Source organism: Bacillus sp. VA13, from assembly GCF_055710085.1.
On record NZ_JBVQPP010000001.1, the window covers coordinates 822,631 to 849,442 of the forward strand.

Annotated in this window: 30 protein-coding genes; 1 reads left to right on the forward strand and 29 read right to left on the reverse strand. The window is 44.0% G+C overall.

Annotated elements, in window-relative coordinates; all coding sequences use genetic code 11:
* Positions 1-98 precede the first annotated feature (98 nt).
* The 28 genes from aroA to AC0C66_RS04220 form a co-directional block, all read right to left on the reverse strand.
* Entirely contained in the window at positions 99-1,385 is a 1,287-nt protein-coding gene (aroA, locus tag AC0C66_RS04085; RefSeq protein ID WP_061187640.1) for a 3-phosphoshikimate 1-carboxyvinyltransferase, read from the reverse strand.
* 11 nt (positions 1,386-1,396) lie between these two features.
* Entirely contained in the window at positions 1,397-2,512 is a 1,116-nt protein-coding gene (locus AC0C66_RS04090) for a prephenate dehydrogenase (protein ID WP_072182223.1), read from the reverse strand.
* Positions 2,513-2,560: 48 nt separating this feature from the next.
* Entirely contained in the window at positions 2,561-3,643 is a 1,083-nt protein-coding gene (gene hisC, locus AC0C66_RS04095) for a histidinol-phosphate transaminase (protein WP_014114201.1), read from the reverse strand.
* An 11-nt stretch (positions 3,644-3,654) separates the two neighbouring features.
* On the reverse strand, positions 3,655-4,458 hold the full coding sequence (gene trpA / locus AC0C66_RS04100; RefSeq protein WP_072182221.1) for a tryptophan synthase subunit alpha: 804 nt from the start codon (positions 4,456-4,458) through the stop codon (positions 3,655-3,657).
* Positions 4,451-5,653 (reverse strand): tryptophan synthase subunit beta, encoded by a 1,203-nt coding sequence (gene trpB, locus AC0C66_RS04105; RefSeq protein ID WP_072182220.1) that lies wholly within the window; start codon positions 5,651-5,653, stop codon positions 4,451-4,453. The genes trpA and trpB overlap by 8 nt, the downstream gene beginning before the upstream one ends.
* Positions 5,634-6,281 (reverse strand): phosphoribosylanthranilate isomerase, encoded by a 648-nt coding sequence (locus AC0C66_RS04110; protein WP_072182219.1) that lies wholly within the window; start codon positions 6,279-6,281, stop codon positions 5,634-5,636. The genes trpB and AC0C66_RS04110 overlap by 20 nt, the downstream gene beginning before the upstream one ends.
* Positions 6,282-6,285: 4 nt before the next feature.
* Positions 6,286-7,038: an indole-3-glycerol phosphate synthase TrpC gene (trpC, locus tag AC0C66_RS04115; RefSeq protein WP_072182218.1), complete on the reverse strand. Its 753-nt coding sequence runs from the start codon at positions 7,036-7,038 to the stop codon at positions 6,286-6,288.
* Entirely contained in the window at positions 7,031-8,047 is a 1,017-nt protein-coding gene (trpD, locus tag AC0C66_RS04120; RefSeq protein ID WP_072182217.1) for an anthranilate phosphoribosyltransferase, read from the reverse strand. The genes trpC and trpD overlap by 8 nt, the downstream gene beginning before the upstream one ends.
* On the reverse strand, positions 8,019-9,566 hold the full coding sequence (gene trpE / locus AC0C66_RS04125) for an anthranilate synthase component I (RefSeq protein ID WP_088679252.1): 1,548 nt from the start codon (positions 9,564-9,566) through the stop codon (positions 8,019-8,021). The genes trpD and trpE overlap by 29 nt, the downstream gene beginning before the upstream one ends.
* A gap of 215 nt (positions 9,567-9,781) precedes the next feature.
* Complete coding sequence (aroH, locus tag AC0C66_RS04130; protein WP_014114208.1) at positions 9,782-10,165, reverse strand: chorismate mutase; 384 nt, start codon at positions 10,163-10,165, stop codon at positions 9,782-9,784.
* A complete protein-coding gene (aroB, locus tag AC0C66_RS04135; protein ID WP_088679253.1) occupies positions 10,162-11,250 on the reverse strand; it encodes a 3-dehydroquinate synthase in 1,089 nt (362 codons plus the stop codon). The genes aroH and aroB overlap by 4 nt, the downstream gene beginning before the upstream one ends.
* Positions 11,250-12,422 (reverse strand): chorismate synthase, encoded by a 1,173-nt coding sequence (gene aroC, locus AC0C66_RS04140; protein WP_072566486.1) that lies wholly within the window; start codon positions 12,420-12,422, stop codon positions 11,250-11,252. Before aroC ends, aroB begins: the two co-directional genes overlap by 1 nt.
* Positions 12,423-12,496: 74 nt before the next feature.
* Positions 12,497-13,267 (reverse strand): protein-glutamate O-methyltransferase CheR, encoded by a 771-nt coding sequence (cheR, locus tag AC0C66_RS04145; RefSeq protein ID WP_072566487.1) that lies wholly within the window; start codon positions 13,265-13,267, stop codon positions 12,497-12,499.
* Between the two features lie 238 nt (positions 13,268-13,505).
* On the reverse strand, positions 13,506-13,955 hold the full coding sequence (gene ndk, locus AC0C66_RS04150; RefSeq protein ID WP_079287909.1) for a nucleoside-diphosphate kinase: 450 nt from the start codon (positions 13,953-13,955) through the stop codon (positions 13,506-13,508).
* Between the two features lie 115 nt (positions 13,956-14,070).
* Positions 14,071-15,033: a heptaprenyl diphosphate synthase component II gene (gene hepT, locus AC0C66_RS04155; RefSeq protein ID WP_003246013.1), complete on the reverse strand. Its 963-nt coding sequence runs from the start codon at positions 15,031-15,033 to the stop codon at positions 14,071-14,073.
* 25 nt (positions 15,034-15,058) lie between these two features.
* The gene (gene menG, locus AC0C66_RS04160) at positions 15,059-15,760 is read right to left on the reverse strand and encodes a demethylmenaquinone methyltransferase (protein WP_088679254.1); all 702 of its coding nucleotides are present in this window, start codon (positions 15,758-15,760) and stop codon (positions 15,059-15,061) included.
* A 6-nt stretch (positions 15,761-15,766) separates the two neighbouring features.
* The gene (hepS, locus tag AC0C66_RS04165) at positions 15,767-16,522 is read right to left on the reverse strand and encodes a heptaprenyl diphosphate synthase component 1 (RefSeq protein WP_003225519.1); all 756 of its coding nucleotides are present in this window, start codon (positions 16,520-16,522) and stop codon (positions 15,767-15,769) included.
* Positions 16,523-16,685: 163 nt separating this feature from the next.
* Positions 16,686-16,913, reverse strand: a complete 228-nt coding sequence (mtrB, locus tag AC0C66_RS04170) for a trp RNA-binding attenuation protein MtrB (RefSeq protein WP_003225517.1) — start codon at positions 16,911-16,913, stop codon at positions 16,686-16,688.
* A 21-nt stretch (positions 16,914-16,934) separates the two neighbouring features.
* Positions 16,935-17,507: a GTP cyclohydrolase I FolE gene (folE, locus tag AC0C66_RS04175; RefSeq protein ID WP_088679255.1), complete on the reverse strand. Its 573-nt coding sequence runs from the start codon at positions 17,505-17,507 to the stop codon at positions 16,935-16,937.
* 187 nt (positions 17,508-17,694) lie between these two features.
* Complete coding sequence (gene hbs, locus AC0C66_RS04180) at positions 17,695-17,973, reverse strand: non-specific DNA-binding protein Hbs (RefSeq protein ID WP_003153447.1); 279 nt, start codon at positions 17,971-17,973, stop codon at positions 17,695-17,697.
* Between the two features lie 374 nt (positions 17,974-18,347).
* Complete coding sequence (spoIVA, locus tag AC0C66_RS04185) at positions 18,348-19,826, reverse strand: stage IV sporulation protein A (protein ID WP_041520986.1); 1,479 nt, start codon at positions 19,824-19,826, stop codon at positions 18,348-18,350.
* A gap of 188 nt (positions 19,827-20,014) precedes the next feature.
* The gene (locus AC0C66_RS04190) at positions 20,015-20,743 is read right to left on the reverse strand and encodes a hypothetical protein (RefSeq protein ID WP_472973497.1); all 729 of its coding nucleotides are present in this window, start codon (positions 20,741-20,743) and stop codon (positions 20,015-20,017) included.
* A 21-nt stretch (positions 20,744-20,764) separates the two neighbouring features.
* Positions 20,765-20,968, reverse strand: a complete 204-nt coding sequence (locus AC0C66_RS04195; protein ID WP_003225508.1) for a DUF2768 domain-containing protein — start codon at positions 20,966-20,968, stop codon at positions 20,765-20,767.
* Positions 20,969-21,306: 338 nt separating this feature from the next.
* Positions 21,307-22,344 carry an NAD(P)H-dependent glycerol-3-phosphate dehydrogenase gene (locus tag AC0C66_RS04200; protein WP_088679256.1) on the reverse strand — a complete coding sequence of 346 codons (1,038 nt, stop codon included), beginning with the start codon at positions 22,342-22,344 and terminating at the stop codon, positions 21,307-21,309.
* A 17-nt stretch (positions 22,345-22,361) separates the two neighbouring features.
* Positions 22,362-23,672 (reverse strand): ribosome biogenesis GTPase Der, encoded by a 1,311-nt coding sequence (der, locus tag AC0C66_RS04205; RefSeq protein ID WP_014114217.1) that lies wholly within the window; start codon positions 23,670-23,672, stop codon positions 22,362-22,364.
* 153 nt (positions 23,673-23,825) lie between these two features.
* On the reverse strand, positions 23,826-24,020 hold the full coding sequence (locus AC0C66_RS04210) for a capping complex subunit for YIEGIA (RefSeq protein ID WP_014114218.1): 195 nt from the start codon (positions 24,018-24,020) through the stop codon (positions 23,826-23,828).
* Entirely contained in the window at positions 24,017-24,910 is an 894-nt protein-coding gene (locus AC0C66_RS04215) for a YIEGIA family protein (RefSeq protein ID WP_014114219.1), read from the reverse strand. The genes AC0C66_RS04210 and AC0C66_RS04215 overlap by 4 nt, the downstream gene beginning before the upstream one ends.
* Positions 24,907-25,506 (reverse strand): YphA family membrane protein, encoded by a 600-nt coding sequence (locus AC0C66_RS04220; RefSeq protein ID WP_072182211.1) that lies wholly within the window; start codon positions 25,504-25,506, stop codon positions 24,907-24,909. Before AC0C66_RS04220 ends, AC0C66_RS04215 begins: the two co-directional genes overlap by 4 nt.
* Before the next feature lie 77 nt (positions 25,507-25,583).
* Here AC0C66_RS04220 and AC0C66_RS04225 point away from each other — a divergent pair, with 77 nt between their 5' ends.
* Positions 25,584-25,715: a YpzI family protein gene (locus AC0C66_RS04225; RefSeq protein WP_003225499.1), complete on the forward strand. Its 132-nt coding sequence runs from the start codon at positions 25,584-25,586 to the stop codon at positions 25,713-25,715.
* A gap of 42 nt (positions 25,716-25,757) precedes the next feature.
* On the opposite strand, the gene fni is transcribed toward AC0C66_RS04225, so the two are convergent.
* A complete protein-coding gene (gene fni, locus AC0C66_RS04230) occupies positions 25,758-26,807 on the reverse strand; it encodes a type 2 isopentenyl-diphosphate Delta-isomerase (RefSeq protein WP_072182239.1) in 1,050 nt (349 codons plus the stop codon).
* Positions 26,808-26,812: the final 5 nt, after the last annotated feature.

Genomic DNA, 26,812 nt, shown 5'->3' on the forward strand with positions numbered 1-26,812 from the left:
CTTTTCGTTTTTTCTTTTCTATAAGACAAGCTATGTTTTTTGGTCTCGGATTATGATTCTCACAGGCAATCTGCACAAAAAATCCTGAAGGAAAAACTTCAGGATTTGTTTGAAAGCTTATTTAAATGCTCGAAAAAGGTTGGATAAGAAACGTGAATGGCATCTGTCTGCTCAATTTCAATTGGCTCCTCAGTTATACAGGAAGCGATACCAAGCATCATTCCGATTCGATGATCTCCATGGCTGGACACTGTTGCGCCGCCTTTCAGTGTTTGCTTGCCATAAACCTTCATTCCATCTGCTGTCGGTTCAATCTCAGCACCTAGCTTACGAAGCTCAGAAACCACGGTGTCAATGCGGTTTGTTTCTTTTACTTTAAGCTCTGCCGCGTCCTTAATAACGGTTGTTCCTTCCGCCTGAGTCGCAAGAAGCGCGATGATAGGGATTTCATCAATTAAACGCGGAATGATATCTCCTCCGATTTCAACCGCTTTTAGAGATGACGTTTCTATAACCAAATCTCCATAAGGCTCCGCACTGCTGTCAGCAGACGGTTTGATTTCAAGCTTTGCCCCCATGTTTTGAAGGACGTCAATGACACCTGTCCGAGTCGGATTTAAACCTACGTTTTTTAATATAATCTTGCTGTTTGGAACCATTGCACCCGCAGCAAGGAAAAACGCCGCTGAAGAAATGTCTCCAGGAACAAAAATATCTGCAGCTGTCAATTTCTGCCCTCCTGTAATGGAAACACTCGTTTGATCTTCAGAGAGTTTCACGCCAAAAGCAGAAAGCATCCGCTCAGTGTGGTCCCGAGATTTATGAGGCTCTGTGACGGTTGTTGTGCCCTCAGCCTGTAATCCGGCCAGCAAAACAGCAGATTTAATTTGTGCGCTTGCAACAGGTGATACATAATCAATGCCTTTTAATGAAGCGCCGCTCACTGACAGCGGTGTAAATTCTCCGCCGGCTCTGCCGTCGATTTTAGCCCCCATTTGCTTCAAAGGCTCAGTTACACGTTTCATTGGGCGCTTCGCAATGCTCTCATCTCCGGCTACCGCGCTGTAAAAAGGACGGCCCGCCAAAATGCCGAGCATGAGACGAATCGTTGTACCTGAATTTCCGACATCTAAAAGGCTTTCTGGCTCACTCAGGGAATCGATTCCATTTCCGTGAATCACTACATCGCTGCCGTTTTGCTCAATTCGAACACCCATTTTTCTAAAACAATCGATGGTGCTCAAACAATCCGCTCCCGGCAGAAAGTTTTTAACAGTTGTTGTGCCTTTCGCTAGCGCGCCAAACATGACGGAACGGTGAGAAATGGATTTATCACCAGGAATATGTATTTCTCCGTTTAAGGCCTGCACCTTTTCTCTTTTCATTATTTTCCACCTCAATCAGCATAAAAAGTTTCATATTCCGCCCGGGTTTCAATGCATTGTTCTGCCCGTTTGCGGTCATCATCAGACTGAAAACTGATCCTTAAAATCCCGTTAATATCTTCTCGTGTTTCAATAATGCGGATATTCGTGATACTGATGCGCTCCGCAGCTAAGATAGCCGTTATCTCGGAAATCACACCCGGATGATCGGGAACATCCACGTATAAATCGTAAAATGCAGGTATCGCGCCCTTCTGCCGAAGCGGCAGTCCGTCGCGATAATCCTTGGCCGCTTTAAAATAACGAAATAGATTTTCCGCATCTTCTTGTTCTACATATGTCTGGATCGTCTCAATTTCACGAATCCACTCTTCAAAACGGTCCAAGATTTTATCTTTATTATGTAATAGAATATCCCGCCACATTGCGGGGCTGCTCGATGCAATCCTTGTAATATCCCTAAACCCGCCGGCAGCAAAACGCTTAACAAGCGGATAAAGCTCTTCCGAATGATGGGTTTGATGAACTAGGCTTGCTGCGACAATATGCGGAAAATGGCTGATCACACTTGTAACGCCATCATGCTCTTCTGGTGACATTTCCACAAAATGGGCATTCGTCCCCTTCAGCAGGTTTTTCAACTGTTCTACCGCTTGTCTGTCCGTTTTCTGGCCTGGCGTTAAAATATAAAATGCATTTTCAAACAGGAATTCCTTCGCAGCGGCCACTCCTGATTTATGTGAACCCGCCATCGGATGCCCCCCGACAAATTGGTAGCGACCAGGCAGCACTTGCTCAGCGTATCGAACCACTTTTTGCTTTGTGCTTCCTACATCGGTAATCAAAAGCTGATGTTCAATTCCTGAATGAGCCAGCTCATCAAGCATAAGCAGGGTTTGCGCGACAGGTGTCGCAATGATTACTGTAGCTGCCTTTTTTGCACCGCTAATAAACGAATCAGCACGCTCGTCTATCACACCTAATTTTAATGCGGCTACTACCTGTTCATCAGAGATGTCGATTCCGATAATCCGTTTGCCCGGATGCTCTTTTTTGATCGCTAACGCAATCGAACCGCCTATCAATCCGAGACCGGCGAGCAATATTGTATCTTTCATTCGATTCATACGTCATCACCTGGTTTATAGACTAAAGAGGTGATATTTGATCACCTCTTATAAAATTTCAGCTAAAATTGCAAGAATTTCTTCATTTTGCTCTTTTGTTCCGATCGTAATCCGGAGTGATGTCGGGAAACCTAATGCATTTCCTGACCGGACAATATAGCCTTTTTCCAGCAGAGCCTGAAACAGTTCATCAGAAGGACGGTTAAAGTCAATTAACACAAAATTGGTCTGTGAAGGGTAGCACTTTAAACCATGAATCTTCGCAAAATCATAATATTGCTGAAGGCCTGCTTTATTTTGCTCGACACAGGAAGCAATAAACGCTTGGTCATCAAGTGCTGCGATCGCCGCAGCCTGGCCTAGACGGCTCGTATTAAATGGCTCTCTTGCCGGCTCAATCTGGCGAATCAGGTCCTCGTCAGCAATTCCATATCCGACTCTGAGCGCAGCCAGACCGTAAGCCTTTGAAAATGTCCGTAATATGATCAGATTGGAATACTTGTTTAATAACGGCACAGTTTCCGGGTAATCCTCAGCTGTTACATATTCATAATATGCTTCGTCAAGAACAACGAGGACACGAGAAGGAACGCGCTCCAGAAATGCGAGTAATTCCCCTTCTGATGTATAAGTGCCAGTCGGGTTATTCGGACTGCATATCCAAACGACTTGTGTCTGTTCGTCAATTGCTTCAAGCATGGCGTCTAAATCATGTGAGCCGTCAGGACGAAGTGCGATTTCACGAACTTCAGCGCCTTCAATGACCGCATTATGTTTATACTGCGGAAAAGTCGGAGCAGCAGTTATCGTGTTGGTTTTATCGTTTAAAAATGCCCGGCAGATGATCTGAATGATTTCATCTGAACCGTTTCCGAAAATAAGTGATGTTTCACTGACATTGAGGTGCTCACTGAGCCTTGTCCGCAAAGCGGCGCTATACCCGTCCGGATAAAGCGCAAGCTGATGAATCTCATGTTGAAGCGCCTCTTTTGCAGCTTCTGAACAGCCGTACGGATTTTCGTTTGAAGCAAGCTTCACAACTTTATCCAAGCCATATTCTGATTTCACTGCTTCAATCGGCTTACCAGGCTGATAAGGCTTCAGCTGTTTTAAATGTTCTTTGATACGCAAATCCAGTCACCTCATTTTAAACTGTACAAGCCGCCAAACGCCGTTGCGTAATCTTCAAACTCCTGCAGCGCTTGATCTCTCGTTTCAGCGCTGATGAGCCGGTCCTTTAGCTCTTCTATTTTTCTGACGAGCGCACTTCCCACTACGACACCGTCACAAATTTCATTCATCTTCATGACCTGTTCGCGGTTTGATATACCGAACCCTACAGCAACCGGCACAGTGCTAAGATCCTTCACTGTCCGGATGAACGGATACACGGATGAATTGAACTCATTGCGGACACCGGTCACACCTAGAGAAGATACACAGTAGACGAAGCCCTCGGCTTGTTCAATAATGGTTTTCAAACGGCTTTCGCTTGTCGGCGCAACCAAAGAAATATACGTCACCTCATGGCTTTTGCATTCCGCTTGAAGGCTGGCGCTTTCTTCTAATGGCAGATCCGGAACAAGCAGACCGTCAATATTATTTTCCCGCAGTAAAGCGAAAAAGTATTCTTTGTTCAATTGTAACACAGGATTATAATACGTAAAGAGGATAATCGGAATATTCACTCCGTTTTTTTTCATTTCTCCGCCTAATTCGATTGCCTTTACGATATTCATTCCATGATCAAGCGCCCGCTTTGAAGCACGCTGGATCACCAGACCGTCTGCAAGCGGGTCTGAGTATGCAACACCAAGCTCCAGTGCTGTGGCGCCTGCTTTTTGGAGTGACTTCGCCAGTTTAACCGAAACCTCAGGCGATGGATCTCCCGCTGTAATAAACGGGATAAACAATTTTTCTGATGCTTGAAGATCTAATTTAAACATGCGCTTTCACCTCTTCTTCCAATACATTCATTAATGTGTTGACATCCTTATCTCCCCGTCCTGATAAACAGACGAGAATGGTTTGATCGCGATCCATCTCTTTGGCGAGTTTGAATGCTTTCGCTAAAGCATGGGCAGATTCGATCGCCGGCAAAATCCCCTCTTTTTCTGACAAGAGTTTTAATGCATCCACCGCTTCTTCATCTGTGATACTGTCATAAGTGACACGGCCGCTCTTATGCAAATAAGCGTGCTCCGGACCGATTCCAGGATAGTCGAGTCCTGCTGAAATGGAGTAAGGCTCAATAATTTGCCCGAACTCATCTTGAATCAGATAAGTCAATGAACCATGAATAACGCCTACGGTTCCTTTCGACATAGTAGCGGCATGAAGAGGAGTATCAATTCCTTTTCCGGCTGCTTCAGCGCCGATCAGTTCAACATCTTCATCTAAAAACGCCTGAAACATGCCCATCGCATTGCTTCCTCCGCCTACACACGCCACTACTTTATCAGGCAGAGTGCCTTCAATGTGTTTCAGCTGATCCTTCGCTTCCTCTCCAATCATTTTCTGAAATTCTCGGACCACCTGCGGATAAGGGTGCGGTCCGACAACTGATCCAATCATGTAAAAATGATCCTCGCAATGCTGAACCCAGTATCGAATCGCCTCATTTGTGGCATCCTTCAATGTGCCGTTTCCGCTTGTTACAGGCACAACTTCCGCTCCAAGAAGCTTCATGCGGAAAACGTTCAGAGACTGGCGGGCAACGTCCTCCTCGCCCATAAACACAGTGCAGGAAAAGCCGAATTTGGCTGCGACTGTTGCAGCGGCCACACCGTGCTGACCGGCACCGGTTTCAGCAATGATTTTCGTTTTTCCCATTTTCTTAGCGAGCAGCGCTTGACCTAACGCATTATTGATTTTATGAGACCCTGTATGGTTCAAATCTTCTCGTTTCAAATAAATTTTCGCACCGCCTAAATACTCAGTGACTCGATCAGCGAATGTGAGTGCAGTCGGCCTTCCGGAATAGTCATTTAACAGCTTGTAATATTCATTACGAAAAACAGGATCATCCTTGATCTCTTTAAATGCGGTTTCAATTTCTTCTAACGGCTGCATCAGTGTTTCCGGAACAAACTTTCCGCCGAAATCACCGTATCTGCCTATTTCATTCGGATATGGATACATATTGGTTCATCCTTTCTTCTAAAAGCCTCATCAGATTCTGATCTTTTTGTCCGTTTTTTTCGATTCCGCTGGCAAGGTCAATTCCTGCCGGCTCATATTTCAATAAGTCTGCGATAGTGTCCGGATTCACGCCGCCTGCGATAAAACAGCGTTTGCCTATAGCTGCCTGCTTGTATTCCGGCACACAGTTCCAAGAAAAAGCAACACCAGTGCCGCCTCTTGCCCCTTTGACAGATGAATCAATCACAAAGCCGCCTACATTATCTTTAAAGCGGACTATTTCTTGAGTTGTGTTCTCATGATGGTGAAGCGCCTTCCATATTTCACAATCTGTCAGCATGCGAAGCGCATCGGCATCCGCCGGTCCCTCATCACCGTGAAGCTGAATGACATCGAGATTCAAGTCGTCGGCAATGCGTGACATCGTCTCTATCGATTCATTAACAAAAACCCCTGCAACCTGTTTTTCGACACGAACTTGACTCAGCCACTTCTTCACATCTTGCGGAGAAACTTTTCGTTTGCTTTCAGCAAAAATAAAGCCCAGATAATCAGCCTGCGAGTCCGCTGCAAGCTGCAAATCCTGCAGTGACCGTATGCCGCAATATTTTAATGCCGGCTTCTTCACATCCTCACTCCCCGAACAAAGCATGGATTGCTTTTTGCTGTGATGTTTGTCTCATCAATGATTCACCGATAAGCACAGCTCGTGCTCCATGTTCTTTGACAAATGTTAAATGTTCTAAAGAACCGATTCCGCTTTCGCTGACAAGAAGTGATTCTTTCGGAGCAAGAGATGCGATTTGTTCTGTCTGCATTATAGAGGTTTCAAATGTTTTTAGGTTTCGGTTGTTTATGCCGAGAATATCAGGCGTGAACACTTTCAATATTTGTTCTAGCGTTGTTGCATCATGAACCTCCACTAACACGTCCATCTCCTTTTCACCTGCTTCAAGATATAATTCATGAAGGTGTAAGGGATCAAGCACTTCGCCGATTAACAATATGGCATCCGCTCCGATTCTACTTGATTCCTCCACTTGAAGAGAATCAATAATAAAATCTTTTCTGAGTACAGGGATCGAAACAGCGCGCTTTACGTCTGATAAATAGCTGTTTTCCCCTTGAAAAAACGGGGTGTCTGTTAAAACGGAAAGCGCATCTGCTTTCGCAGTTTCATAGTCTTTTGCAATCCGCACAGGGACAAAATCCTCTTTAATGAGCCCTTTTGACGGCGACGCTTTCTTCACTTCAGCAATCAACCCGATAAACCGATTCGGGCTTGCCAGCGCCTCTTTAAATGAACGTTTTTCGAAAGGCTGCTCTTCCGGCAGGACCAGTGTTTTTACTTCTTCCTTCTTTTGTTTGATGATGTTTTCAAGCATAGATCTCTTCCTCTTTCTGCTTTATTCGTTCAAGCTGCGCGGCAGCGCCTCCGCTTGTAATCGTCTCTAATGCTAGCTCCGTTCCTTCCTTCAGTGAGGCGGTGATCCCCGCCGTGTATATCGCAGCCCCTGCATTAAAAGCAGTAATAGATAAAGCGGAACCGCTGCTTTTATTTTCAAAAATATTCTGAATAAGACAGGCACTCTCTTTCGGTGACTGCACCTGTAAATCTTCAAGTCTGCCATTTGTGAAACCGAAATCTTCCGGTGAAACGGTATATTCCCGGCGCTCCCCGTCCTTTAATTCAATCACGTCAGTCGGTGCTGTAATTGAAAGCTCATCTAAACCGTCACGGCTTGATACGAACATGACGTGCTTCGGCTGAAGCGTCTCCAGTGCGCTTGCCATCACTCCAGCTTTTTCAGCCGAATAGACCCCAATCACCTGACGCTTCGCCTGCAAGGGATTGCTGAGCGGTCCGAGCAGATTAAATACCGTTCTGAAACCCAGTTCTTTTCTAGTACCCGCTACATGTTTCATAGACGAATGATAAAGCGGGGCAAAAAGAAATCCCATGTTGTTTGCTTCAATGCTGCTTTTGACTTTTTCGGGAGTCGTTTGAATTGGAACCTCTAACACCTCTAAAACATCAGCACTTCCGCTTTTAGAAGAGACAGAGCGATTGCCGTGCTTAGCGATTTTTGCCCCTGCTGCTGAGGCAACAATTGCCGATGCCGTTGAGATATTAAAAGTGGAAATACCGTCTCCTCCGGTTCCGCATGTATCAACGACATCAGGAAGTCCATCGACTGTAAGAGCGCGTGCCCGCATCGCCTTAATAAAGCCCGTAAGCTCTTCTGGCGTCTCTCCCCGATGAGCAAGAATAGACAATATACCGCCCATTTCAGAAGGCGTCATTTCCGCTGTCATCATCATATTCATCAATGCCTCTGCCTCATCGGCAGTAAGTGTTTTTCCGTCAACGCACAATTGTAGAAATTTGTTCATCAGCTTTATCCTCCTTGCTATGGAACATGTCTTCTGCAATATGAATCGTTTTCAGCAGCGCACCGGCTTTATTACAGCTTTCTTCGTATTCGGCTTCCGGAACAGAATCTGCAACAATGCCAGCACCTGCCTGTATCGATGCAACACCGCCCTTTACGCTCATGGTGCGAATCGTAATACAAGAGTCGATATTACCGTCAAATCCGATGTAGGCGATGCAGCCGCCGTATGTCTCTCTCGGTGTAGGCTCCAGCTCTTGCAAAAGCTGCATGGCACGGATTTTGGGAGCGCCTGTTAAAGTTCCTGCCGGGAAAGCGGACATCAGTGCATCGACTGGGTGAATCCCTTCTTTCAATCGACCTGTAACCACCGAAATAATGTGCATGACATGCGAAAAGGAGACAATTTTTGTGAACTCCGGCACAGAAACAGATCCATACTCTGCTACTCTGCCAATATCGTTCCGGGCAAGGTCAACGAGCATGTAGTGCTCTGCTTTTTCTTTTTCATCCTTCATCAGCTCAACTTTGAGTTTTTCATCTTCCTCTTTATCTGCGCCTCGTTTTCTCGTACCGGCAATCGGATGGATTTCCAAGTGCCCGTCCTTAACATGGATTAAACGTTCCGGAGAGCTGCCGACTATTTCTCTGTCTTTGAGTTTCATATAATACATATACGGAGAAGGATTGACGATCCTAAGCACCCGGTATAACTCAATGGCATCTGATTTTATCGGAATCTCAAATTTTTGTGACAGAACGCCCTGGAAGATATCGCCCGCTTTTATATATTCTTTTATTTTTTCTACATCAGCCATAAAAGCTGATTTTTCATAATTAGAAGATACTGTCTCAAAGCTGGGTGTCTTATATGAATCAGCAGAGAGAAACAGTTCTTTTATGTTTTTTTGATCCATCATTTTTTCTATGAGATCTTGAAGCTCTTGATGATTTTGATGAAATACATCGATTTTTTCGTTTTCTGTTTCCTGTCCATTGAGCCTTGCATATTGGATAAAGTGGACGTTTTTGGTTTCATGATCATACGCGATTAATGTCCGGCAAACAAACAGCATACACTTTTCCATTCCTGCTTCTTTTGAATGCGGAGGAACAGAAGGCTCAATCAGCGGGATCATATCATAGCTTAAGTACCCGACAGCTCCGCCGACAAAAGGAATGCCTAGCTCTGGCGTTTTGATGTTGTACGTGGTATTCATCCAATTCAGAACTTCTTTAAGTTCAATTCCTGTGTAAAGAGATCTGCCGTCCTGATCTGTAGCTGTAAAACGGCTCTGCTCTTCTTTTATCGTGAGGAATGGATTCAGGCCGATAAAAGAATATCTTGACCAGTTGGATGTATCATCCTTGCTTTCAAGAAGATACGTAATCTCCCTGTCGAGCTTCTCTATCATTTGAATGGGTGTCATCGTATCGACTGTGAAGGTCTCCACAATCGGTATGGTGTGGTGGGACAAGCTGTCCTGTAAAAATGAAGAAATGTTGGATTGGAAATACATTGCTCTCACTCCTTATGGCAAGGAGAATGAGAAGATGGCATGAGAGGATAAAACATTATATAACAAATAAACCCAAAAGAAAGGCTTCTTTTGGGTAGAATAAACATACATGTCTCAGCTCAACTACACTCATTCTCTGCTACCCTATTCTCTAACTCAACTCAATCAATCGCTTTATACACACTCTTGTGTATTTCTAAGCTGCTCTTATCGTATTACAATTCAGTATTTTTTGTCAATGATAAATCGGGTCTTAATACAACGGCTTTTTCTAAATATACATGTCTGATCTGATCCTGAGGAACATCTGTCTGGACGGTCATCATGACTCTGATGCACTTTTTCAGACCGCCGATTACGTCCATTTCCTGCATACAGGTTACCGGCACATACTGCCATCCTGAAAGCTCACGAACAGCTTTTGCCGGGAAAACGGAGTGCAAATCAGGTGTCGCCGAAAGAAGCATTTGAACAACATCTTCTGGTTTTGTTTTGTTTTCTTCTATGATTTTCTCTAACAGCTGTTTTGTTTTTTGTAAAATTTCTTCTTCAGTATCTCGTTCAACTGTAGTTGCTCCGCGAATTCCGCGAATCATCATGATGTCTCCTCCAATCGCCATTTGTTCAGCCAGCTCTCAAGTTCATTTCTGGAAAATGTGTGATCAGCAACTTTTCCTAATTCGTTGAGCACGATAAACTGAATCTTCCCGCCACGGGTTTTCTTATCATTCATCATACGGTCCAATAGAACCGAAGTTTCCGTCTCTTTTTTAATTTGACTTGGATAGCCCAGGCTAATTAGCCAGCTGACCAAACGTTTCCTGTCCATTTCACAGCCCGCTGTCTTTTCGCTTATATATAAAGCAAACTGCATCCCGAGGGCTACGGCATCACCGTGAGTGATCTGTCCGTATCCATATTCGGCCTCAACAGCATGGCCAAGCGTATGTCCAAAGTTTAAGTAAGCTCTAATCCCCTCTTCTTTTTCATCCTGCTGAACGACAGATGCTTTTATTGAAATGCCTTTAAAAATCATGTCATTCAGCTGATCACTGGTGATATCGCGCAGTGAGCGGATATTTAGCAGCTCTTCCAGAAACGCTCTGTCATAGATAAAAGCGTGTTTAATCACTTCTGCCATTCCGGATCGAAGCTCTTTTTCAGGCAGAGAACGCAGGAAGTCTGTATCGTAGAGCACGGCCTTCGGCTGGTAAAACGCACCGATTAAATTTTTGCCGAGCGGATGGTTCACGGCTACCTTTCCTCCGACTGCACTGTCATGCGCCAAAAGCGTCGTAGGCATTTGAATGAAATCAATGCCACGCATAAAAGTGGCAGCCACAAAACCGGCAAGATCTCCTACAACACCGCCACCGAACGCGATGATGCATGAGGAGCGATCCATATGAAAACGAATCGCTTCACTCTGCAGTTTTGTGTACATGTCCATGGATTTCGCCTGCTCTCCACTCGGCACCGTCACTTTTTTCACAGGCCATTTTTCTTGCAGCAAATGAAGCATTTCATCACCATACAGGCGGTCAACCTCTTCATCCGTGACAAGCATAATTCGTGTTAAAGGCCTGTTTAAAGAGGTTAATAGTTCGCAAGCCTCTTTTCTGATGCCTTGCCCGATAAAAACAGGATACGACGAGGAAGCGGTTTGAACATGCAGTGTTTTCATTAAAATTCCCTCGACAGTTTTCTCATATTCTCCACATTTTCTCTAATACGGTCGATTTGATCTAAGCCGAATTGTTCAACGACTGCGTTGGCAATTTCCCATGCGACAGCCGCTTCAGCTACTACACTTGCCGCAGGCACTGCACAGCTGTCTGAACGTTCAATGCTGGCAGAAAAGGGTTCTTTCGTTTCAATATCTACGCTTTTCAGCGGTTTATACAAAGTCGGAATCGGCTTCATGACTCCGCGGACAACAATCGGCATTCCTGTCGTCATGCCGCCTTCCAGTCCCCCGAGTCTGTTTGTAGCGCGGGTATATCCCTTTTCCTCGTCCCAAATGATCTCGTCATGGACTTCGCTTCCATTTCTTCCGGCTGCTTCAAAGCCGATGCCGAATTCCACACCTTTAAATGCGTTAATTGACAGAACAGCAGCAGCAAGCTTGCTGTCCAGTTTGCGGTCATAATGGACGTAGCTGCCCACGCCTACCGGCATTCCCTCGACAATGACTTCTACAATTCCGCCGATGGAATCTCCGTTGGCCTTCGCTTCATCAATGGCAGCCATCATTTTTTTGCCCGCTTCTTCATCGTAGCATCTGACCGGAGACTCCTCCGTTACACGCTGCAGGTCATCAATTGACGTATATTCTGTTTTTTCAGCTTTAACTTCGCCAATTTGCAATACGTGACCTGCCACCTTAATGCCGAGCTCAGAAAGAATCTTTTTAGCGACAGCTCCTGCCGCCACTCTGACAGTTGTTTCCCTTGCTGAAGAGCGCTCAAGCACATTTCTCATATCACGGTGATTATATTTAATCGCACCGTTTAAGTCAGCGTGCCCAGGTCTCGGTCTGGAAATTTGGCGCTTCATTTCCTTTTCTTCATCCTCTGTAATCGGAGCCGCGCCCATGATTTTTGTCCAATGCTTCCAATCGTTATTTTCAACGACGAGAGCAATTGGTGAACCGAGTGTTCGTGCATGGCGCACCCCGCTCATAATTTTGGCCTGGTCTTTTTCGATCTGCATACGGCGGCCGCGGCCATGGCCTTTTTGGCGTCTGGCAAGCTCAAAATTGATATCTTCCTCCGTTATGTAAAGCCCGGCAGGCACACCTTCAATAATGGTTGTCAGTTGGGGGCCGTGTGATTCTCCGGCTGTTAAATATCTCATGATTTCTTCTCCCTTCATCGCATTAACGCTTTTAAGTAAAACTACTATAACATATTTTTCAGCAAAAAGTCAGTCTACCTTTTTTGATAAAAGAATGTATCGGCTGGAATCAGGCCAAATTTCTCAGGATTGAAGATTTGCTCGGTGCTGCCGACAAATAGAACTCCATTCTTTTTCAAGCTATGTGCCATTTTTAAATAAAGCTCTTCCTTCGCGCTTTCTGTAAAATAAATAAATACATTGCGGCACACAATTAAGTCAAAGTCTTGTTCATAACGATCAGCCAGTAGATTGTGCTTTTTGAATGTAATATTCTTTTTGATTTCCGGTTTGACTTCATAACTTCTATTTGCGTTTTGAGTAAAATAACGATCCTTCACAGATGACGGCACTTCTTGTAAAGACCTCTCCTGATAGACGCCTTTTTTCGCTTTTTCCAATGCTTTTTCATCAATATCAGTCGCCAGGATCTGAAAGCCGGGAAGACCTTTTTGCTGATCCAAAAGCATGGCAAGCGTATAAGGCTCCTCACCCGTTGAGCAGGCGGCACTCCATATCTTTAAAGGCTTAGAGTTCTTGATTAACGGCAAAATAGCAGTCTCAAGAACTTCCCATCTTTTATAATTACGATAAAATTCTGAAACATTGATCGTCATTCTGTCCAATGTTTCATTTAAGAGGGCTTGATCCTTTTCCAATGCCGCCGCAAAGTCCTTAAAGCTTTGAAACCCCTTTTTCTCATAAAGCGACGTCAGCCTTCTCTTCATTTGTGCTTCTTTATATAATGTCAAATCGACTCCGGTTAATTGTTTCCACTTCGTTGTAAATACGCTGTATGTATCCATCTCTCTACTCTCCCAGTCTCGCTGTCTTTTTGTCCTAGTATAGCTTGTTTTATCAGGAAATTGTATTGTTTCAATAAAAAAATCAGCTTTGCAGCTGATTTTAGATCGTTAGGAAAGACAGGAATCTGATGCATCCTGCCATTAAACGCTTTATTCACTTTAATGTAAACCTTTACAAAAGAAAACGAAAACCGGCGGCATTACATGGTGCCGGCTCTGTTACTTATTTTCATAATGATTAATAGATCCAGCCTGCCATGAGCTGTTGATATGATACTAATTCTTCATTCTTAAAGAAAATGTTAATCTCGCGTTCTGCACTTTCGAGAGAATCAGAGCCGTGGATGATGTTTTTTCCGACAAACATGCCATAATCTCCCCTAATCGTACCAGGCAAAGCTTCTTTAGGATTTGTCTTTCCGATCAGCTGCCTCGTTACTTCAATGACATTTTCGCCTTCCCAAACCATTGCGAATACAGGTCCTGAAGTAATAAACTCAACGAGCTCTCCGAAGAAAGGCTTCCCTTGATGTTCGGCGTAGTGTTTCTCAGCCATTGGTTCAGTCACTCTCATTAACTTGGCACCAGCTAATTGTAAGCCCTTACGTTCGAATCTGGATAAAATATCTCCAATGAGCTGACGTTGGACACCGTCTGGTTTCACCATGATAAAAGTCTTTTCCATCACATTCTCCACCCCATCATTATGTATGTATAGGCTTTCACACTGCACACCGAAATCGTAACATCTTTCTGATAATTAATCAATCCGGGGTGGAGAAATTTCTTAATATCTACAAAAATTAAAATTTTCTTTTACCGATATATTTTGCGATGGCCGCAAGAGACGAACGTGCCCGCCCTCTCGGAAGCGTGTTTAACTTCTGGAAAGCTTTCTGCAAATACATTTCGCTTACTGCCATAGATGCTTCAATCGCATCCGTTTTTTTGATTTCCTCAATGATTGGTTCAAGCTGTTCCTGCGTTGTCTCGCTGTTAATCAATTTAAGCTGATTCTTTAATGCTGGATTTTTCAGAGCATACAGCACTGGCAATGTGACATTCCCTTGAAGCAAATCTCCTCCAACGGGTTTGCCCAGCTCTTCTTCAGTTGAAGTAAAATCAAGGATATCATCAATGATTTGATAAGACATGCCGACGTAATACCCAAACCAGTACAGCGCCTTATGAATCTTTTCATCAGCCCCGGACGCAATAGCACCGAGCTGGCAGCTGACCGCGATCAGGAGCGCCGTTTTTCTTTTGATGCGGCGGAGATACGTTCTGAGATTTTGTTCCATGTTGTATTTGTCTTTGATCTGCTCGATTTCCCCAAGACACACTTCAACAATCGTTTGTGACAAAATCCTATGGGCTTTCGGTTCGTTAATTCTCGTCATCATTTCAAGAGATCCCGCAAGCATATAATCGCCTGTGTACATCGCAATGCGATTATCCCACTTTGCTTTGATTGTCGGCTTCCCTCTGCGAAGCTCCGCATCATCAATGACATCATCATGAACCAAAGATGCCATGTGAATCATTTCCAGAGTGACGGCGACATATTTAATCTTATTAATATCGTAATCGCCAAACATGCCGGAAAGCAGCACGAAAACGGGCCGAATACGTTTCCCTCCGGCCTGCAGCAGGTGAAGACCTGCCTCGCTTAAAAGCGGGTAATCGGAACGTACGGTTTGTTCAAGTTCTCTTTCGATTACATCAATATCGTCATTTAAAAAAGAGTAGGCCATTTTAAATTTCATATCATTCACCCAAACATCTGTGTTTTCATTTCCATCCGATATGCGTGGCAGCGACTCCGCCAGTAAACGAATGATATTTGACATTTTTCAGGCCCGCCTCTTCAAACAGGCCTGCCAGTTCCTTCATTCCAGGGAATTCTCTGGCTGATTCTTGAAGCCAAGAATATTCTTTATAGCTCTTCGCAAACAGTTTCCCGATAAACGGCATAATATACTTAAAGTACATAAAGTAAGCCTGTCTGAATCCGAACATTTCCGGTTGGGACGTTTCCAGACATACCACCTGGCCGCCCGGCTTTACCACACGTCTCATCTCTTTCAATACGGTCAAGTAATCAGGGACATTGCGAAGTCCGAAGCCAATAGTGACATAATCAAATGTATCATCATCAAAAGGAAGCTCCATCGCATTTCCTTGCAGCAGTTCAATTTGACTGAATCCGCCGTTTTTCACTTTCTGCTGTCCGACACTCAGCATATTTTCACTGAAATCCAAGCCCTTAATCTCGCCGCTTTTTCCGGCTGCTTTTGCAAGAGCGATCGTCCAGTCAGCCGTTCCGCAGCAGACATCAAGCGCTTTGGCGCCTTCTTTCACATCCATAATGCGCATCGTTTTATCGCGCCATTTTTTATGCTGCTGAAAACTGATGACGGAGTTCATTTGGTCGTAGTTTTTAGATATTTTTTCAAATACTCCATGTACGCGCTGTTCTTTTGATTCCTGCATAATGGTTTACCCTTCTTCCACTTTCTGATGATAGGTTTGATCTTGGCTGATTGTCTTCAGACGGTTTAATAAAATGTGCTGAACAGGTGAATTTAGAGGCAAAAGTGACTCAATGCTGTTTTTCGCTTTTTTAAAACAATCTTCTAATATCTCTTCTTTTGTTTTTCCCAGCTGTATAAAACTGCCGATCACATCCAGAAATGTATCATTTCCGTTCATAAGCCGCTTAAATACAAAAAAATCACTCGACAGCTTTTTCCAGCGCGGAAGATTGAAGTGTTCCGCAACCCTATGGAATAAAGCTGATTCAACGATGCCGACACTTTCGAAAAAATCGTGTTCGTCCTTGAAAGAACGGTCATATAGACGAATTTTATGTTCATTGATTTCTTTGATGGCTGTAGCAAGCGTCCGAATCATGTAGATATCCTTCATTTCAGATAGTAAAGAGTAGTACAGCCCGCTGAAATAATCGCCTGCGAGAACAGTCAATTGGCGGTTTTTGTTTTCGTCTCGTTTTATGACTCTGGCTGTCGTCACTTCATCATGGGTATCAAGGGCGCTTTGTACAAGCATCGCTGTTACAATATAATTTTCTCTGTCGTTGTTTTTTATGTCGGCTTCTTCAAATAAAGCATGAAAAAGAAGAAGCTTATCCTCATCAATTTTTGGCGCAGAAATATGCTTCGCTAAATAAGGATGAGACAGCTTTTGTTTTAATTTCGTGTTCAGATTGGCTAAAGTTCCGTAGATGTCTTGCAAAAATATCACCCTTGTCCCCAAATTCACATTTATTTCTTAATCTATGTATGAGTCTTATTTTTTCATTCACTTACGCAGGTATCATTATAGCATAAAAAAAAGAAATTGGCTGTATCCTCCCGCTGTTTGCGAACATTTGCTTTTAACAGCGGGGACAGCCAGCTTATTTTTTTTCGCTTTTCATTTCTCCGTATGCGGTTTGAATGAGTGCCTCTCCTCTGACTTTAATGGCAGAAGTATGCTCTGTGAACTGAGCGATGATTACTTCTCCCTTGTCGAGTTTTTCGGAATGGTGAAACTTTGTGTCTGTTCCTCTTGTCAGGCCGATCACATTCACTCCATCCTCAACCGCTTTAATGACGACAAAATCACTTGAATGCTTTTCGTTCATTTATAGCACCCTCTATCTTTATTAGTCCTGGCGTTTAATATGTTCCAATACTTCAGCGCGGGCAGCGGCATCATCTCTGAAAACGCCTCTGACTGCTGAAGTGACAGTTTTTGCACCCGGTTTTCTGACACCGCGCATCGTCATGCACATGTGTTCTGCTTCAACCACTACCATTACGCCATGCGGGTCAAGCGTTTCTACGATGCTTTCCGCAATTGTAGAAGTGATGCGTTCCTGCAGCTGCGGACGCTTTGCAACGGCTTCAACGGCACGTGCCAGTTTGCTGAGCCCTGTGACCTTTCCGCCTCGCGGTATATATGCAACGTGTGCTTTTCCATAAAAGGGAACAAGGTGATGCTCACACATAGAATGAAACGCGATATCTTTTACAAGAACAAGCTCCTCATGGTTTTCACCGAAGATAGTCTGGAAATGTTCTTTTGGATCTTCATTCAAGCCGGAGAATACTTCGGCATACATCTTTGCGACTCTTTTCGGGGTATCAAGAAGCCCTTCTCTATTCGGGTCTTCTCCGATCGCTTCTAAAATTTGACGAACAGCTTGTTCGATTTGTTCTTTATTAACTTCTTTCATGTTCTATGTCCTCCACCAATGAATACATTTAATTTCGATTCTAGCACACATGCCCCGCTAAAAGCAAAGTGAATGCCCTATCAGGAAGCCCATGCTCTTGAAATATGAAAAGCCCCTTAGAAAGGGGCTTTTCTGTGAAGAAATAAAGTGTATGTAAGCTAGATGCATACACGATCTATATTCACAATTATTTTCCGGCAACTGCGTCTTTAAGCGCTTTACCTGGTTTGAAAGCAGGTACTTTGCTCGCTGGAATTTCGATTTCTTCACCTGTTTGAGGGTTGCGTCCTTTACGTGCAGAACGTTCACGCACCTCGAAGTTACCAAAACCGATCAGTTGGATTTTATCACCGTTTTTAAGTGCATCTAAGATCGTATCAAAAACAGAGTCAACTGCTTTTGTAGCGTCTTTTTTAGACAATTCGCTTGCTTCTGCAACCGCATTGATAAGTTCTGTTTTGTTCATGCCTTTCACCTCCTCCCAAAAGGAATACATTCAGTTCGTTTATTATCATTTCTTCACAGTTCAGTCTGATTCTAAACCTGTCTCAGAAAAAAATCAGAGCAGGCAAGAGAAAGACAATTAAACGGCTTTTTAAGAAAAACTGCACTCTGAGGAATGTTTGTCCAACAAAGTGAAGAATTTCTGTATGTAGAGTAACACATATAAAAAGCCATATCAAGCATTTTAAAGCGTCAATCCCTTGCTCGTCAAGGATTTAACGTGATTTACCGAACAAATATTCCTTTTTTTCCTTTTTTCATCCTATTCCTTGATCCTTTTCCATTATTAAGAGCATAGAAAAAAGACCTCCCATTCTATAAAGAGGTCTTCCGGTATTACAGGATGATGGCGATTAAGCCGCCTGAACCTTCATTTATAATTCTTTCTAACGTTTCTTTTAATTTGTACCGTGCATTTTCAGGCATTAATGACAGCTTTGCCTGAATCCCTTCTCTCACAATTGAGCTCAGTGACCTTCCGAAGATATCGGAGTTCCAGATGGAGAGCGGATCATCCTCAAAGTCCTGCATTAAATAGCGCACAAGCTCTTCGCTTTGTTTTTCCGTTCCGATAATCGGCGCGAATTCGCTTTCGACGTCTACTTTGATCATATGGATCGACGGAGCGACAGCCTTCAGCCTCACACCAAATCGTGAGCCCTGCCGTATAATTTCCGGCTCATCGAGACTCATATCAGTTAAAGCAGGCGCCGCAATGCCGTATCCCGTCTGTTTGACCATTTTTAAGGCATCGGACACTTGATCATATTCTGTTTTCGCATGAGCAAAGTCCTGCATGAGCTCAAGCAGATGGTCTCTTCCTCTAATTTCAACGCCAACCACTTCTTTCAGGATTTGATCATATAATTGGTCCGGCGCATACAAGTCAATTTCAGCCACCCCTTGGCCAAGCTCGATTCCGGCTAATCCGGCACTTTCAATGAACTCAAACTCGCTGAATTGGCCGACAACCCTGTCTACGTCCCGGAGACGCTTAATATCCTTAACCGTTTCCTTTACGGATTCCTGATAGCTTTCACGCAGCCAATGGTTTTCTTTCAGCACCATTACCCAGCTTGGGAGATTGACATTCACTTCAAGCACCGGAAACTCATAGAGGGCCTCTCTGAGCACATTCAGCACATCTGATTCCCGCATGCTTTCCACGCTCATTGCCAATACCGGGATATCATATTTTTCGCTTAAATCCTGACGCATGGCTTCTGTTTCCGGGTGATATGGCCTGACTGAATTGATGACCATGATAAAGGGTTTGCCAACCTCTTTCAGCTCTTCAATGACTCTTTCTTCAGCCTCTATATAGTCACTTCTGGCGATATCTCCAATGGTGCCGTCTGTCGTAATGACAACTCCGATGGTCGAGTGTTCTTGAATGACTTTTCGTGTACCGATTTCAGCAGCCTCATGAAATGGGATCGGTTCTTCGTACCAAGGCGTGTTGATCATCCGCGGCCCGTTTTCATCTTCATATCCTTTTGCGCCGGGCACTGTGTAACCTACACAATCTACTAATCTTATATTGACATCGAGTCCGTCTGACACATGAACAGACATCGCCTGATTCGGAACAAATTTAGGCTCTGTAGTCATAATCGTCTTGCCGGCCGCGCTCTGCGGCAGTTCATCCTGCGCACGGGCCCGGTCTGCTTCGTTACTGATATTCGGGAGCACCACAAGCTCCATAAATTTTTTAATGAACGTGGATTTTCCTGTACGGACAGCACCTACGACTCCTAAGTATATATCGCCTCCTGTTCGTTCAGCGATATCCTTGAAAATATCGACCTTTTCCAAGTGATCCCCTCCCGGACTTCCTATCCTTATCAATTTTATTAAACTCTTTCAATCAAACACAGGACACTATATGTGTATGACGTTGTCCTATTTCAATATGACATCTTTAGAAAATTTCCCATCCTCAATCTATTAAAGTATAAAAAAACCTTTCTCCCTATTTGTATGCACTGGAGAAAGGTTCATTCCTATTTGATATCATTTTCTAAAAAAACAGGTTCCTGTTTGTCATTTACCGTATATTTCACAGAAAACGCGGGGACAAAGGGCGTTTCTTGCCAAATCATATCCTGGATTTCAGACCCGGGTTTAAACGTTTTTTTGCTTTTTTTGAGGAAAGAAGCCAGCTCAGACCGGTAATCGGCGTATATTTCTCCGTCTCCGTCAATCATAAGCGGCAAGGAATTCCCTGAGATTGGGCTTGTCACTGTAAGAGAGCTTCCATCTCCCAGCTTCTTCTCATCAAGTGTAAATAAATCACGTGATAGCACATCCTTGTAAGGCGGATATTGATGCTCCTGGCGGTACATTTGGACACGCAATTTTACATCGCGGATTTTTTCAGCCATCCTTAGATCAATCAATTTAACAGTTGGATCGTTCTCTACGTCAACAAGCACGTATTGATAGTCTCCCCCGCTTTCATATGCCGTGCTCGGGGGTTCAGCTATATATCTCGGCGCTAAACGGTTAAAGTCTATCGGATACTTTTGATATAGCGGTGTCGACATATCTTTTGTTTGAATGGGAAGCAGCCCTCCATTTGCCTTTTGAAATTCATCAATAGCAGACTGGACCTGCTTTAGCTGGTCCTGATAAGGAATGGCATGTACACTGCTTTTCCGCTCATTTGGATATAAACAGCCTGATAAAAACACGACTGCCGCAAAAATCATAGCGCACTTCAGTTTACCCATACAGCACTTCCTTTTACAGCTTTATTCATTGACAGGGCCGCTGAATACCACGACAAACACAATAATTCCAGATATGAGCATACACATGAAAGCGAATGACGAAACCGCAATCTTCAAAAAACGGTTTTGGCACTTAAAGCGGCTTAAATAGATGGAAGCTACAGCCAGAAACATCAGACCCATGGACCCTAGTGCAAACCACATTTTCATCAATGCCAGACTCAATGACCTGCGCCTCCCCGATATGTATGATGTAAGCGTTATATTTTAATTTTAATATACAGCCCCGGAAAAGATCAACCAGATTTTCCATCCTTTGATAAAACAAAAAAACTGAAGCAAAGAGGGGGACCTTCGCTTCAGTCAACTTGACTATATTCACCTGCACGTTTAAGAAACACTCTCTTGGACTTCGATGCTATAGTATGCGACTTGGCATACAGATGCATCCTCTATTGCCTAAATCGGCAAAATGTTTCAGGAGATCCCAAGACTTGGGTGTCCTTCTGTTTTTCGGGCTTTCGTTCAATTAAGATATGCGATCTCCCATACGATTGACACTTTTACTTCACTTGATTTTCAAACGTATTGACAAGATCCTCCATCTCGTGGGTTTTCCCTCTCGCCATTAAAGATTCAACAGCAGTTTCCACTTTTTGTCCGTTAAATAGAACTTGATGGAGTGCTTCTGTAATCGGCATTTTCACATCATATTTCTTCGAAAGCTGGTAAGCCGCTTTTGTTGTGCGGACACCTTCGACTACCATTCCCATCTCTTCAAGAACGTCTTCAAGCTTGTACCCTTTTCCGAGCAAATTGCCGGCACGCCAGTTTCTGGAATGAACACTTGTGCACGTCACAATCAGATCGCCTACTCCTGTCAATCCAGAAAACGTCAGGGGATTCCCGCCCATTTTCGTTCCGAGTCTCGCGATTTCAGCAAGTCCGCGTGTAATCAAAGCAGCTTTGGCATTGTCGCCATACCCTAAACCGTCTGTGATTCCTGCGGCAAGGGCAATAATATTTTTTAAAGCCCCGCCGATTTCAACGCCGATAATGTCAGGGTTTGTGTACACCCGGAAATTGTGATTAATAAATAAATCCTGCACCTCTTCTGCTGCCCTCATGCTCTTTGAAGATGAAGTAACGGTCGTTGGATGCCGCAGCCCCACTTCTTCCGCATGACTCGGCCCCGAAAGGACAACAATATCTTTTCTGACATCGCTCGGGAGCTCGATTTCCATAATCTCAGAAATGCGCAGGAGTGAATCCGGCTCTATGCCCTTGCTGACATGAACAAAGACTGCCTTTTTCGTCATAAAAGGCACAGCCTGCCTCAGCACTTCCCGAATTGCTTTTGTCGGAACCGCAACGATAATGAAATCTGCGTCCGAAACAGCTTTCCCGATATTCGTTGTTGCCTCTATTGATTCTGGAAGCTTGACGTTCGGCAAATAATCCTTATTTTCATGCTGATCATTAATTTGATGAATCAGCTCTGCACGGTGCCCCCACATGGTTACATCGTGATGATTATCGGCTAACACTAAAGCCAATGCCGTCCCCCAGCTTCCCGCTCCGAGCATAGTGACTCTTTTCATATTTGCTTCACACCTTTTTATTTTCTAGCTCTTGCAAATATTTTGATTGGTGTCCCCTCAAAACCGAACGCATCTCTGATTCGGTTTTCTAAAAAGCGTTCGTACGAAAAATGCATCAATTCCGGATCGTTTACAAACACAACGAAGCTAGGTGGCTTCACCGACACTTGAGTCGCGTAATAAATCTTCAAGCGAGAACCGTTATGAGTCGGCGTCGGGTTCATTGCCACAGCATCCATGATGACATCATTTAAGACATTCGTTTGAACTCGAAGTGAATGGTTTTCGCTTGCTTTGATAATCGCAGGCATCAGCGTATGGATCCGTTTTGTCGTTAAGGCTGACATGAATAGGATTGGCGCATAATCAAGAAATTGAAAATGATCACGGATATTTTCTTCAAATTCTTTCATCGTGCTTTCATCTTTGTCAACAGCATCCCATTTGTTTACGACGATCACGACGGCTTTACCCGCTTCGTGTGCATAACCGGCGATACGTTTGTCCTGTTCAATAATGCCTTCTTCGCCATCCAGCACAACCGCAACGACTTCTGAGCGGTCAATTGCTTTCAGCGCGCGCAGCACACTGTACTTTTCAGTCGTTTCATAGACTTTCCCTTTTTTTCGCATACCGGCAGTATCGACAATGACAAACTCCTGCTGGTTGTACGTAAATGCCGTATCAACAGCATCTCTTGTCGTTCCTGCCACGTTGCTGACAATGACACGCTCTTCGCCGAGCATCGCATTCACAAGTGAGGACTTTCCGACATTCGGGCGTCCGATTAGGCAAAATTGAATAACTTCTTCATCATATTTCGTTTCAGGAATGTTTTTAAAATGCTCTGCAACGGCATCAAGTAAATCTCCTAATCCGAGTCCGTGTGTTCCCGAAATTGGATACGGCTCGCCAAAACCAAGCGAATAAAAATCATAAATATTCGCTCTCATTTCTGTGTTATCCAGTTTATTAACTGCCAAAACAACAGGCTTTTTCGTGCGGTACAAAATTTTTGCTACTTCTTCATCAGCAGCTGTTACGCCTTCACGGCCGTTCACCATAAAAATAATGACGTCCGCTTCATCCATGGCGATTTCAGCCTGCTGGCGAATTTGCGCTAAGAATGGCTCATCACCGATATCAATACCGCCAGTATCAATCAAATTAAAATCATAATTCAGCCATTCAGCCGAGCTGTATATCCGATCCCTTGTCACACCAGGGGTATCTTCTACTATTGAAATTCTTTCTCCCGCAATCCGGTTAAAGATTGTGGATTTTCCTACATTTGGTCTCCCGACAATGGCTACGACAGGTTTACCCATAGTACCCTTCCTTTCGATCCAGCCGCTTTCATTTTTACATAAATTTTCAACCGGTTATTAAAATCATTTCATTCACTTTTATGAAAAGAAACCCTTCAGAGGAAGGGCTTAACTCATTTATTATATCAGTTTTTACTGGGATCACAACTATTCTTAGAAATGTTTCACGATCAAATACACGTCATCTCCAATTCTATGCGCTATTCCATCAAGGATCGCCTCAAGATTTTTAGCGAAAAGCTCCATCTCCTTTTGGTCATTGCAAAAAAAGACAGGTGCTCCCCCTGCAGTCCGGTTTCGGTTCGTCGTGATCACAGACAAAATCACTTTCGTGAGAGATTCGCTCATCCTATCACCTTATCCTGGTTCTTGATAAATTCTGTCGGCATTCTGATCGCGTTCTCCAAGGTTGGAACATTGCTGATGATCTGAACAGCCGTTTCGGGGTGGTTAATTTGCGGCAGAACAAAGACTGCTACTCTCCCGTCATTTAAATCACGTTTTGCAATGGGTGTCAGAGACGGCTCGCCTGAATCCCGATAAACCCCGAGCACATTGGAAACATCAAATAAAATCGCCTGACGCTGCCCTAAGTTGGCAATCGTCGCTGCTGAATTAAAGTTTTTTGGCGTTAAAATAAAGCCCATGCCATGCTTTAAAATCAGCTCTTGTTTCTCCGGAAGTCCGATATTCATCATATAAATATTATCAACAAACAGTCCCGGACCGTCAAAGTGAGGTTTTATGTACTCGATGTCGACAATATCCTTCAACACACTGCCCGACATAAATTTCATTGCCAGCAAAAAACAAACAACAGCCGCTAAGACTGCAGCCCATATGGATAAAAACACATACGCAGAGGTTGTTAAAAGCGCTGTAAAGATTACGATATAATTTCTGCTTTCAAACGCAATGGCAATTCCCTCAATATATGTGCTTCCCCTTGAGACAAGTTCATATGAATCCATTTGCGTCAGTGTGTTCCGCTCCATGTTTCGGACATCTCTAAATTGTGTCGCTGCCAACGTTAAAAATGTGATGGCCGTAAATTCCTCCTGCAAAAGCGCCGGCATAATAATTGCCCCTAAACCAGCCGCTATCAGCCCTAGTGCAATGTGAATCACTTTCCCATGAACATAGGTCGGATACTGGCGGTAATCCGTTTTGAGCATATAAAGCCTTGTCGCGACGCCGGCAATGACCCCAGCAATAATCGGATAGATGTAATCACTCATGACATTTTGGTAGCTCCTTTGTTTGATCTTTTGCTTTTTTGACCAATCTGGCTTGCGAGCTGTTCGTATTTGGATATGCCAAACAGCAATATCATGCCTGCAGAACAAGCATTCAGCCATTGAAAGCCGCCGACAGCCAAAGTCCCGGCCAACTTTTGAATCACAAATGAATACACCAGTTCGCCTTGGCACATCCCTAAGACAAATAAGGCAAGCTGCTTCTCGAAATTCCTTTCAACCGAAGCTGTCAAAAGCACTATTAATATAACGGCCGCCCACTCAGGTTTTATGATGAACCAAACCGGATCATATAATGCAAAAAGATAAACAAACGCATACCCGCCAACAAGCGTCAGAAAGACCATGAGATAACGAAAACGATACATTCCCAAATACCCGGCATAGGCACACCCGCAGACGAAAAACATCATATAAGCAGCATTTAGGGTAAAATATAAAGTGATGTCATGTATGCTTAAAATAATATTAGTCAAAATAAAGACAGAGACGGCAAATCGTCTTTTCGTCTTTTCAAAAATAAAGGTTGTCAGGACCCACAAAAACCACATTGACCAATAGTAATAAAATTGTTCCATTTTGCTTCCTCCATACTCCCAGTATGGAGCCCAAGCGCATTTTTTAAACAATCCATCTCACATAAAGGAGCATGATCATGGGAAAAGACAGACAGGAGAAAAAACTCAAAGCTTCGGGCAGAGTCGAATCAGACCGCGACCAGTCCATTCACTATGACGGAGCGACAAGCCTTGAACAAAACGGAAGATTTAAAAAGAGAAAATCATAATACAAAAAGCCCAAAACTCATTAGGTTTTGGGCTTTTATCATTTATCTCATACCATAGCTGGACGTATCGATCCCTCTCTCTGTGAGCCAGTGATGGGTTTCACCTTTGATTACAAGAGGCGCCTTTTGCAAATCAGCAATCGTTCTGGCGCCCAGCACGGTCATAATCATTTTTAATTCCTCAAGGATCAGCTGAATCTCCTCAAGCAGTCCTTCCTCTCCGCTATCAGTCAACGCCTTTAAAAAGTGTCCTGCCATTCCGGTGCAAGAGGCCCCTAGCGCAATTGCCTTTGCTACATCAAGCGCACCCTGCAGGCCGCCGGAGGCAATCATTGTGCTTGCAGGAAACGCAGAGCGGATTTCCGCCAAACTTGCAGCTGTCGAAATGCCCCATGAGTTAAAAAAAGTGATTTGCCGCTGCCTTCGGAGATTTTCGATTTTCGAAAAATTTGTACCCCCGTAGCCGCTAATATCAACAGCTGCAGCACCAGCTTCATACAGCTTCCCTGCCGACTCTTTGCTCATACCAAAGCCGACTTCTTTCACAATGACTGGTACACTGACCTGACTGCAAATTTGCTCAATGCGGTCCAGAGCGCCGCTAAAGCTTCTGTCCCCTTCAGGCATCACAATTTCCTGAATCACATTCAAGTGAATTTGCAGGGCATTTGCTTCAATCATATCAACTGCTTCCTTCGCCTGATCAGCTGTCGCCTCGCTTCCCAGGTTGGCAAAAATCAGTCCGTTTGGGTTTTCCTTTCGAACGATTTCATACGAAACACGCTCTGAGGGATCTTTTAATGCTGACATTTGTGATCCGACAGCAAGAGGTATTCCAGCTTGACGAGCCGCTCGTGCAAGCGATTTATTAATTTCATATGTAAGTTGTCCGCCGCCGCCAGTCATTGCATTGATAAAAATCGGCGAACTGCTTGAAAGTTCGCCGATTTTTGTGGAAATATCTACTTGTTCTAATGCAAGATCGGGCAGACTGACATGAACAAACGTAATATCATCAAGACCTGTTTCCCGCCTTTGACCGGTGGACAGGGCATGATTGATGTGTTGTCTTTTCCGTTCTGCTCGAGTCACGTTTA

Bases quoted from the DNA above. Each gene is read 5' to 3' on its own strand.
- aroA (WP_061187640.1), bottom strand. From the start codon at position 1,385: ATGAAAAGAGAAAAGGTGCAGGCCTTAAACGGAGAAATACATATTCCT.
- AC0C66_RS04090 (WP_072182223.1), bottom strand. From the start codon at position 2,512: ATGAATCGAATGAAAGATACAATATTGCTCGCCGGTCTCGGATTGATA.
- trpA (WP_072182221.1), bottom strand. From the start codon at position 4,458: ATGTTTAAATTAGATCTTCAAGCATCAGAAAAATTGTTTATCCCGTTT.
- trpB (WP_072182220.1), bottom strand. From the start codon at position 5,653: ATGTATCCATATCCGAATGAAATAGGCAGATACGGTGATTTCGGCGGA.
- trpC (WP_072182218.1), bottom strand. From the start codon at position 7,038: ATGCTTGAAAACATCATCAAACAAAAGAAGGAAGAAGTAAAAACACTG.
- trpD (WP_072182217.1), bottom strand. From the start codon at position 8,047: ATGAACAAATTTCTACAATTGTGCGTTGACGGAAAAACACTTACTGCC.
- trpE (WP_088679252.1), bottom strand. From the start codon at position 9,566: ATGTATTTCCAATCCAACATTTCTTCATTTTTACAGGACAGCTTGTCC.
- aroH (WP_014114208.1), bottom strand. From the start codon at position 10,165: ATGATGATTCGCGGAATTCGCGGAGCAACTACAGTTGAACGAGATACT.
- aroB (WP_088679253.1), bottom strand. From the start codon at position 11,250: ATGAAAACACTGCATGTTCAAACCGCTTCCTCGTCGTATCCTGTTTTT.
- aroC (WP_072566486.1), bottom strand. From the start codon at position 12,422: ATGAGATATTTAACAGCCGGAGAATCACACGGCCCCCAACTGACAACC.
- cheR (WP_072566487.1), bottom strand. From the start codon at position 13,267: ATGGATACATACAGCGTATTTACAACGAAGTGGAAACAATTAACCGGA.
- hepT (WP_003246013.1), bottom strand. From the start codon at position 15,033: ATGAAATTTAAAATGGCCTACTCTTTTTTAAATGACGATATTGATGTA.
- menG (WP_088679254.1), bottom strand. From the start codon at position 15,760: ATGCAGGAATCAAAAGAACAGCGCGTACATGGAGTATTTGAAAAAATA.
- mtrB (WP_003225517.1), bottom strand. From the start codon at position 16,913: ATGAACGAAAAGCATTCAAGTGATTTTGTCGTCATTAAAGCGGTTGAG.
- folE (WP_088679255.1), bottom strand. From the start codon at position 17,507: ATGAAAGAAGTTAATAAAGAACAAATCGAACAAGCTGTTCGTCAAATT.
- hbs (WP_003153447.1), bottom strand. From the start codon at position 17,973: ATGAACAAAACAGAACTTATCAATGCGGTTGCAGAAGCAAGCGAATTG.
- AC0C66_RS04190 (WP_472973497.1), bottom strand. From the start codon at position 20,743: ATGGGTAAACTGAAGTGCGCTATGATTTTTGCGGCAGTCGTGTTTTTA.
- AC0C66_RS04200 (WP_088679256.1), bottom strand. From the start codon at position 22,344: ATGAAAAGAGTCACTATGCTCGGAGCGGGAAGCTGGGGGACGGCATTG.
- der (WP_014114217.1), bottom strand. From the start codon at position 23,672: ATGGGTAAACCTGTCGTAGCCATTGTCGGGAGACCAAATGTAGGAAAA.
- AC0C66_RS04210 (WP_014114218.1), bottom strand. From the start codon at position 24,020: ATGAGCGAATCTCTCACGAAAGTGATTTTGTCTGTGATCACGACGAAC.
- AC0C66_RS04215 (WP_014114219.1), bottom strand. From the start codon at position 24,910: ATGAGTGATTACATCTATCCGATTATTGCTGGGGTCATTGCCGGCGTC.
- AC0C66_RS04220 (WP_072182211.1), bottom strand. From the start codon at position 25,506: ATGGAACAATTTTATTACTATTGGTCAATGTGGTTTTTGTGGGTCCTG.
- AC0C66_RS04225 (WP_003225499.1), top strand. From the start codon at position 25,584: ATGGGAAAAGACAGACAGGAGAAAAAACTCAAAGCTTCGGGCAGAGTC.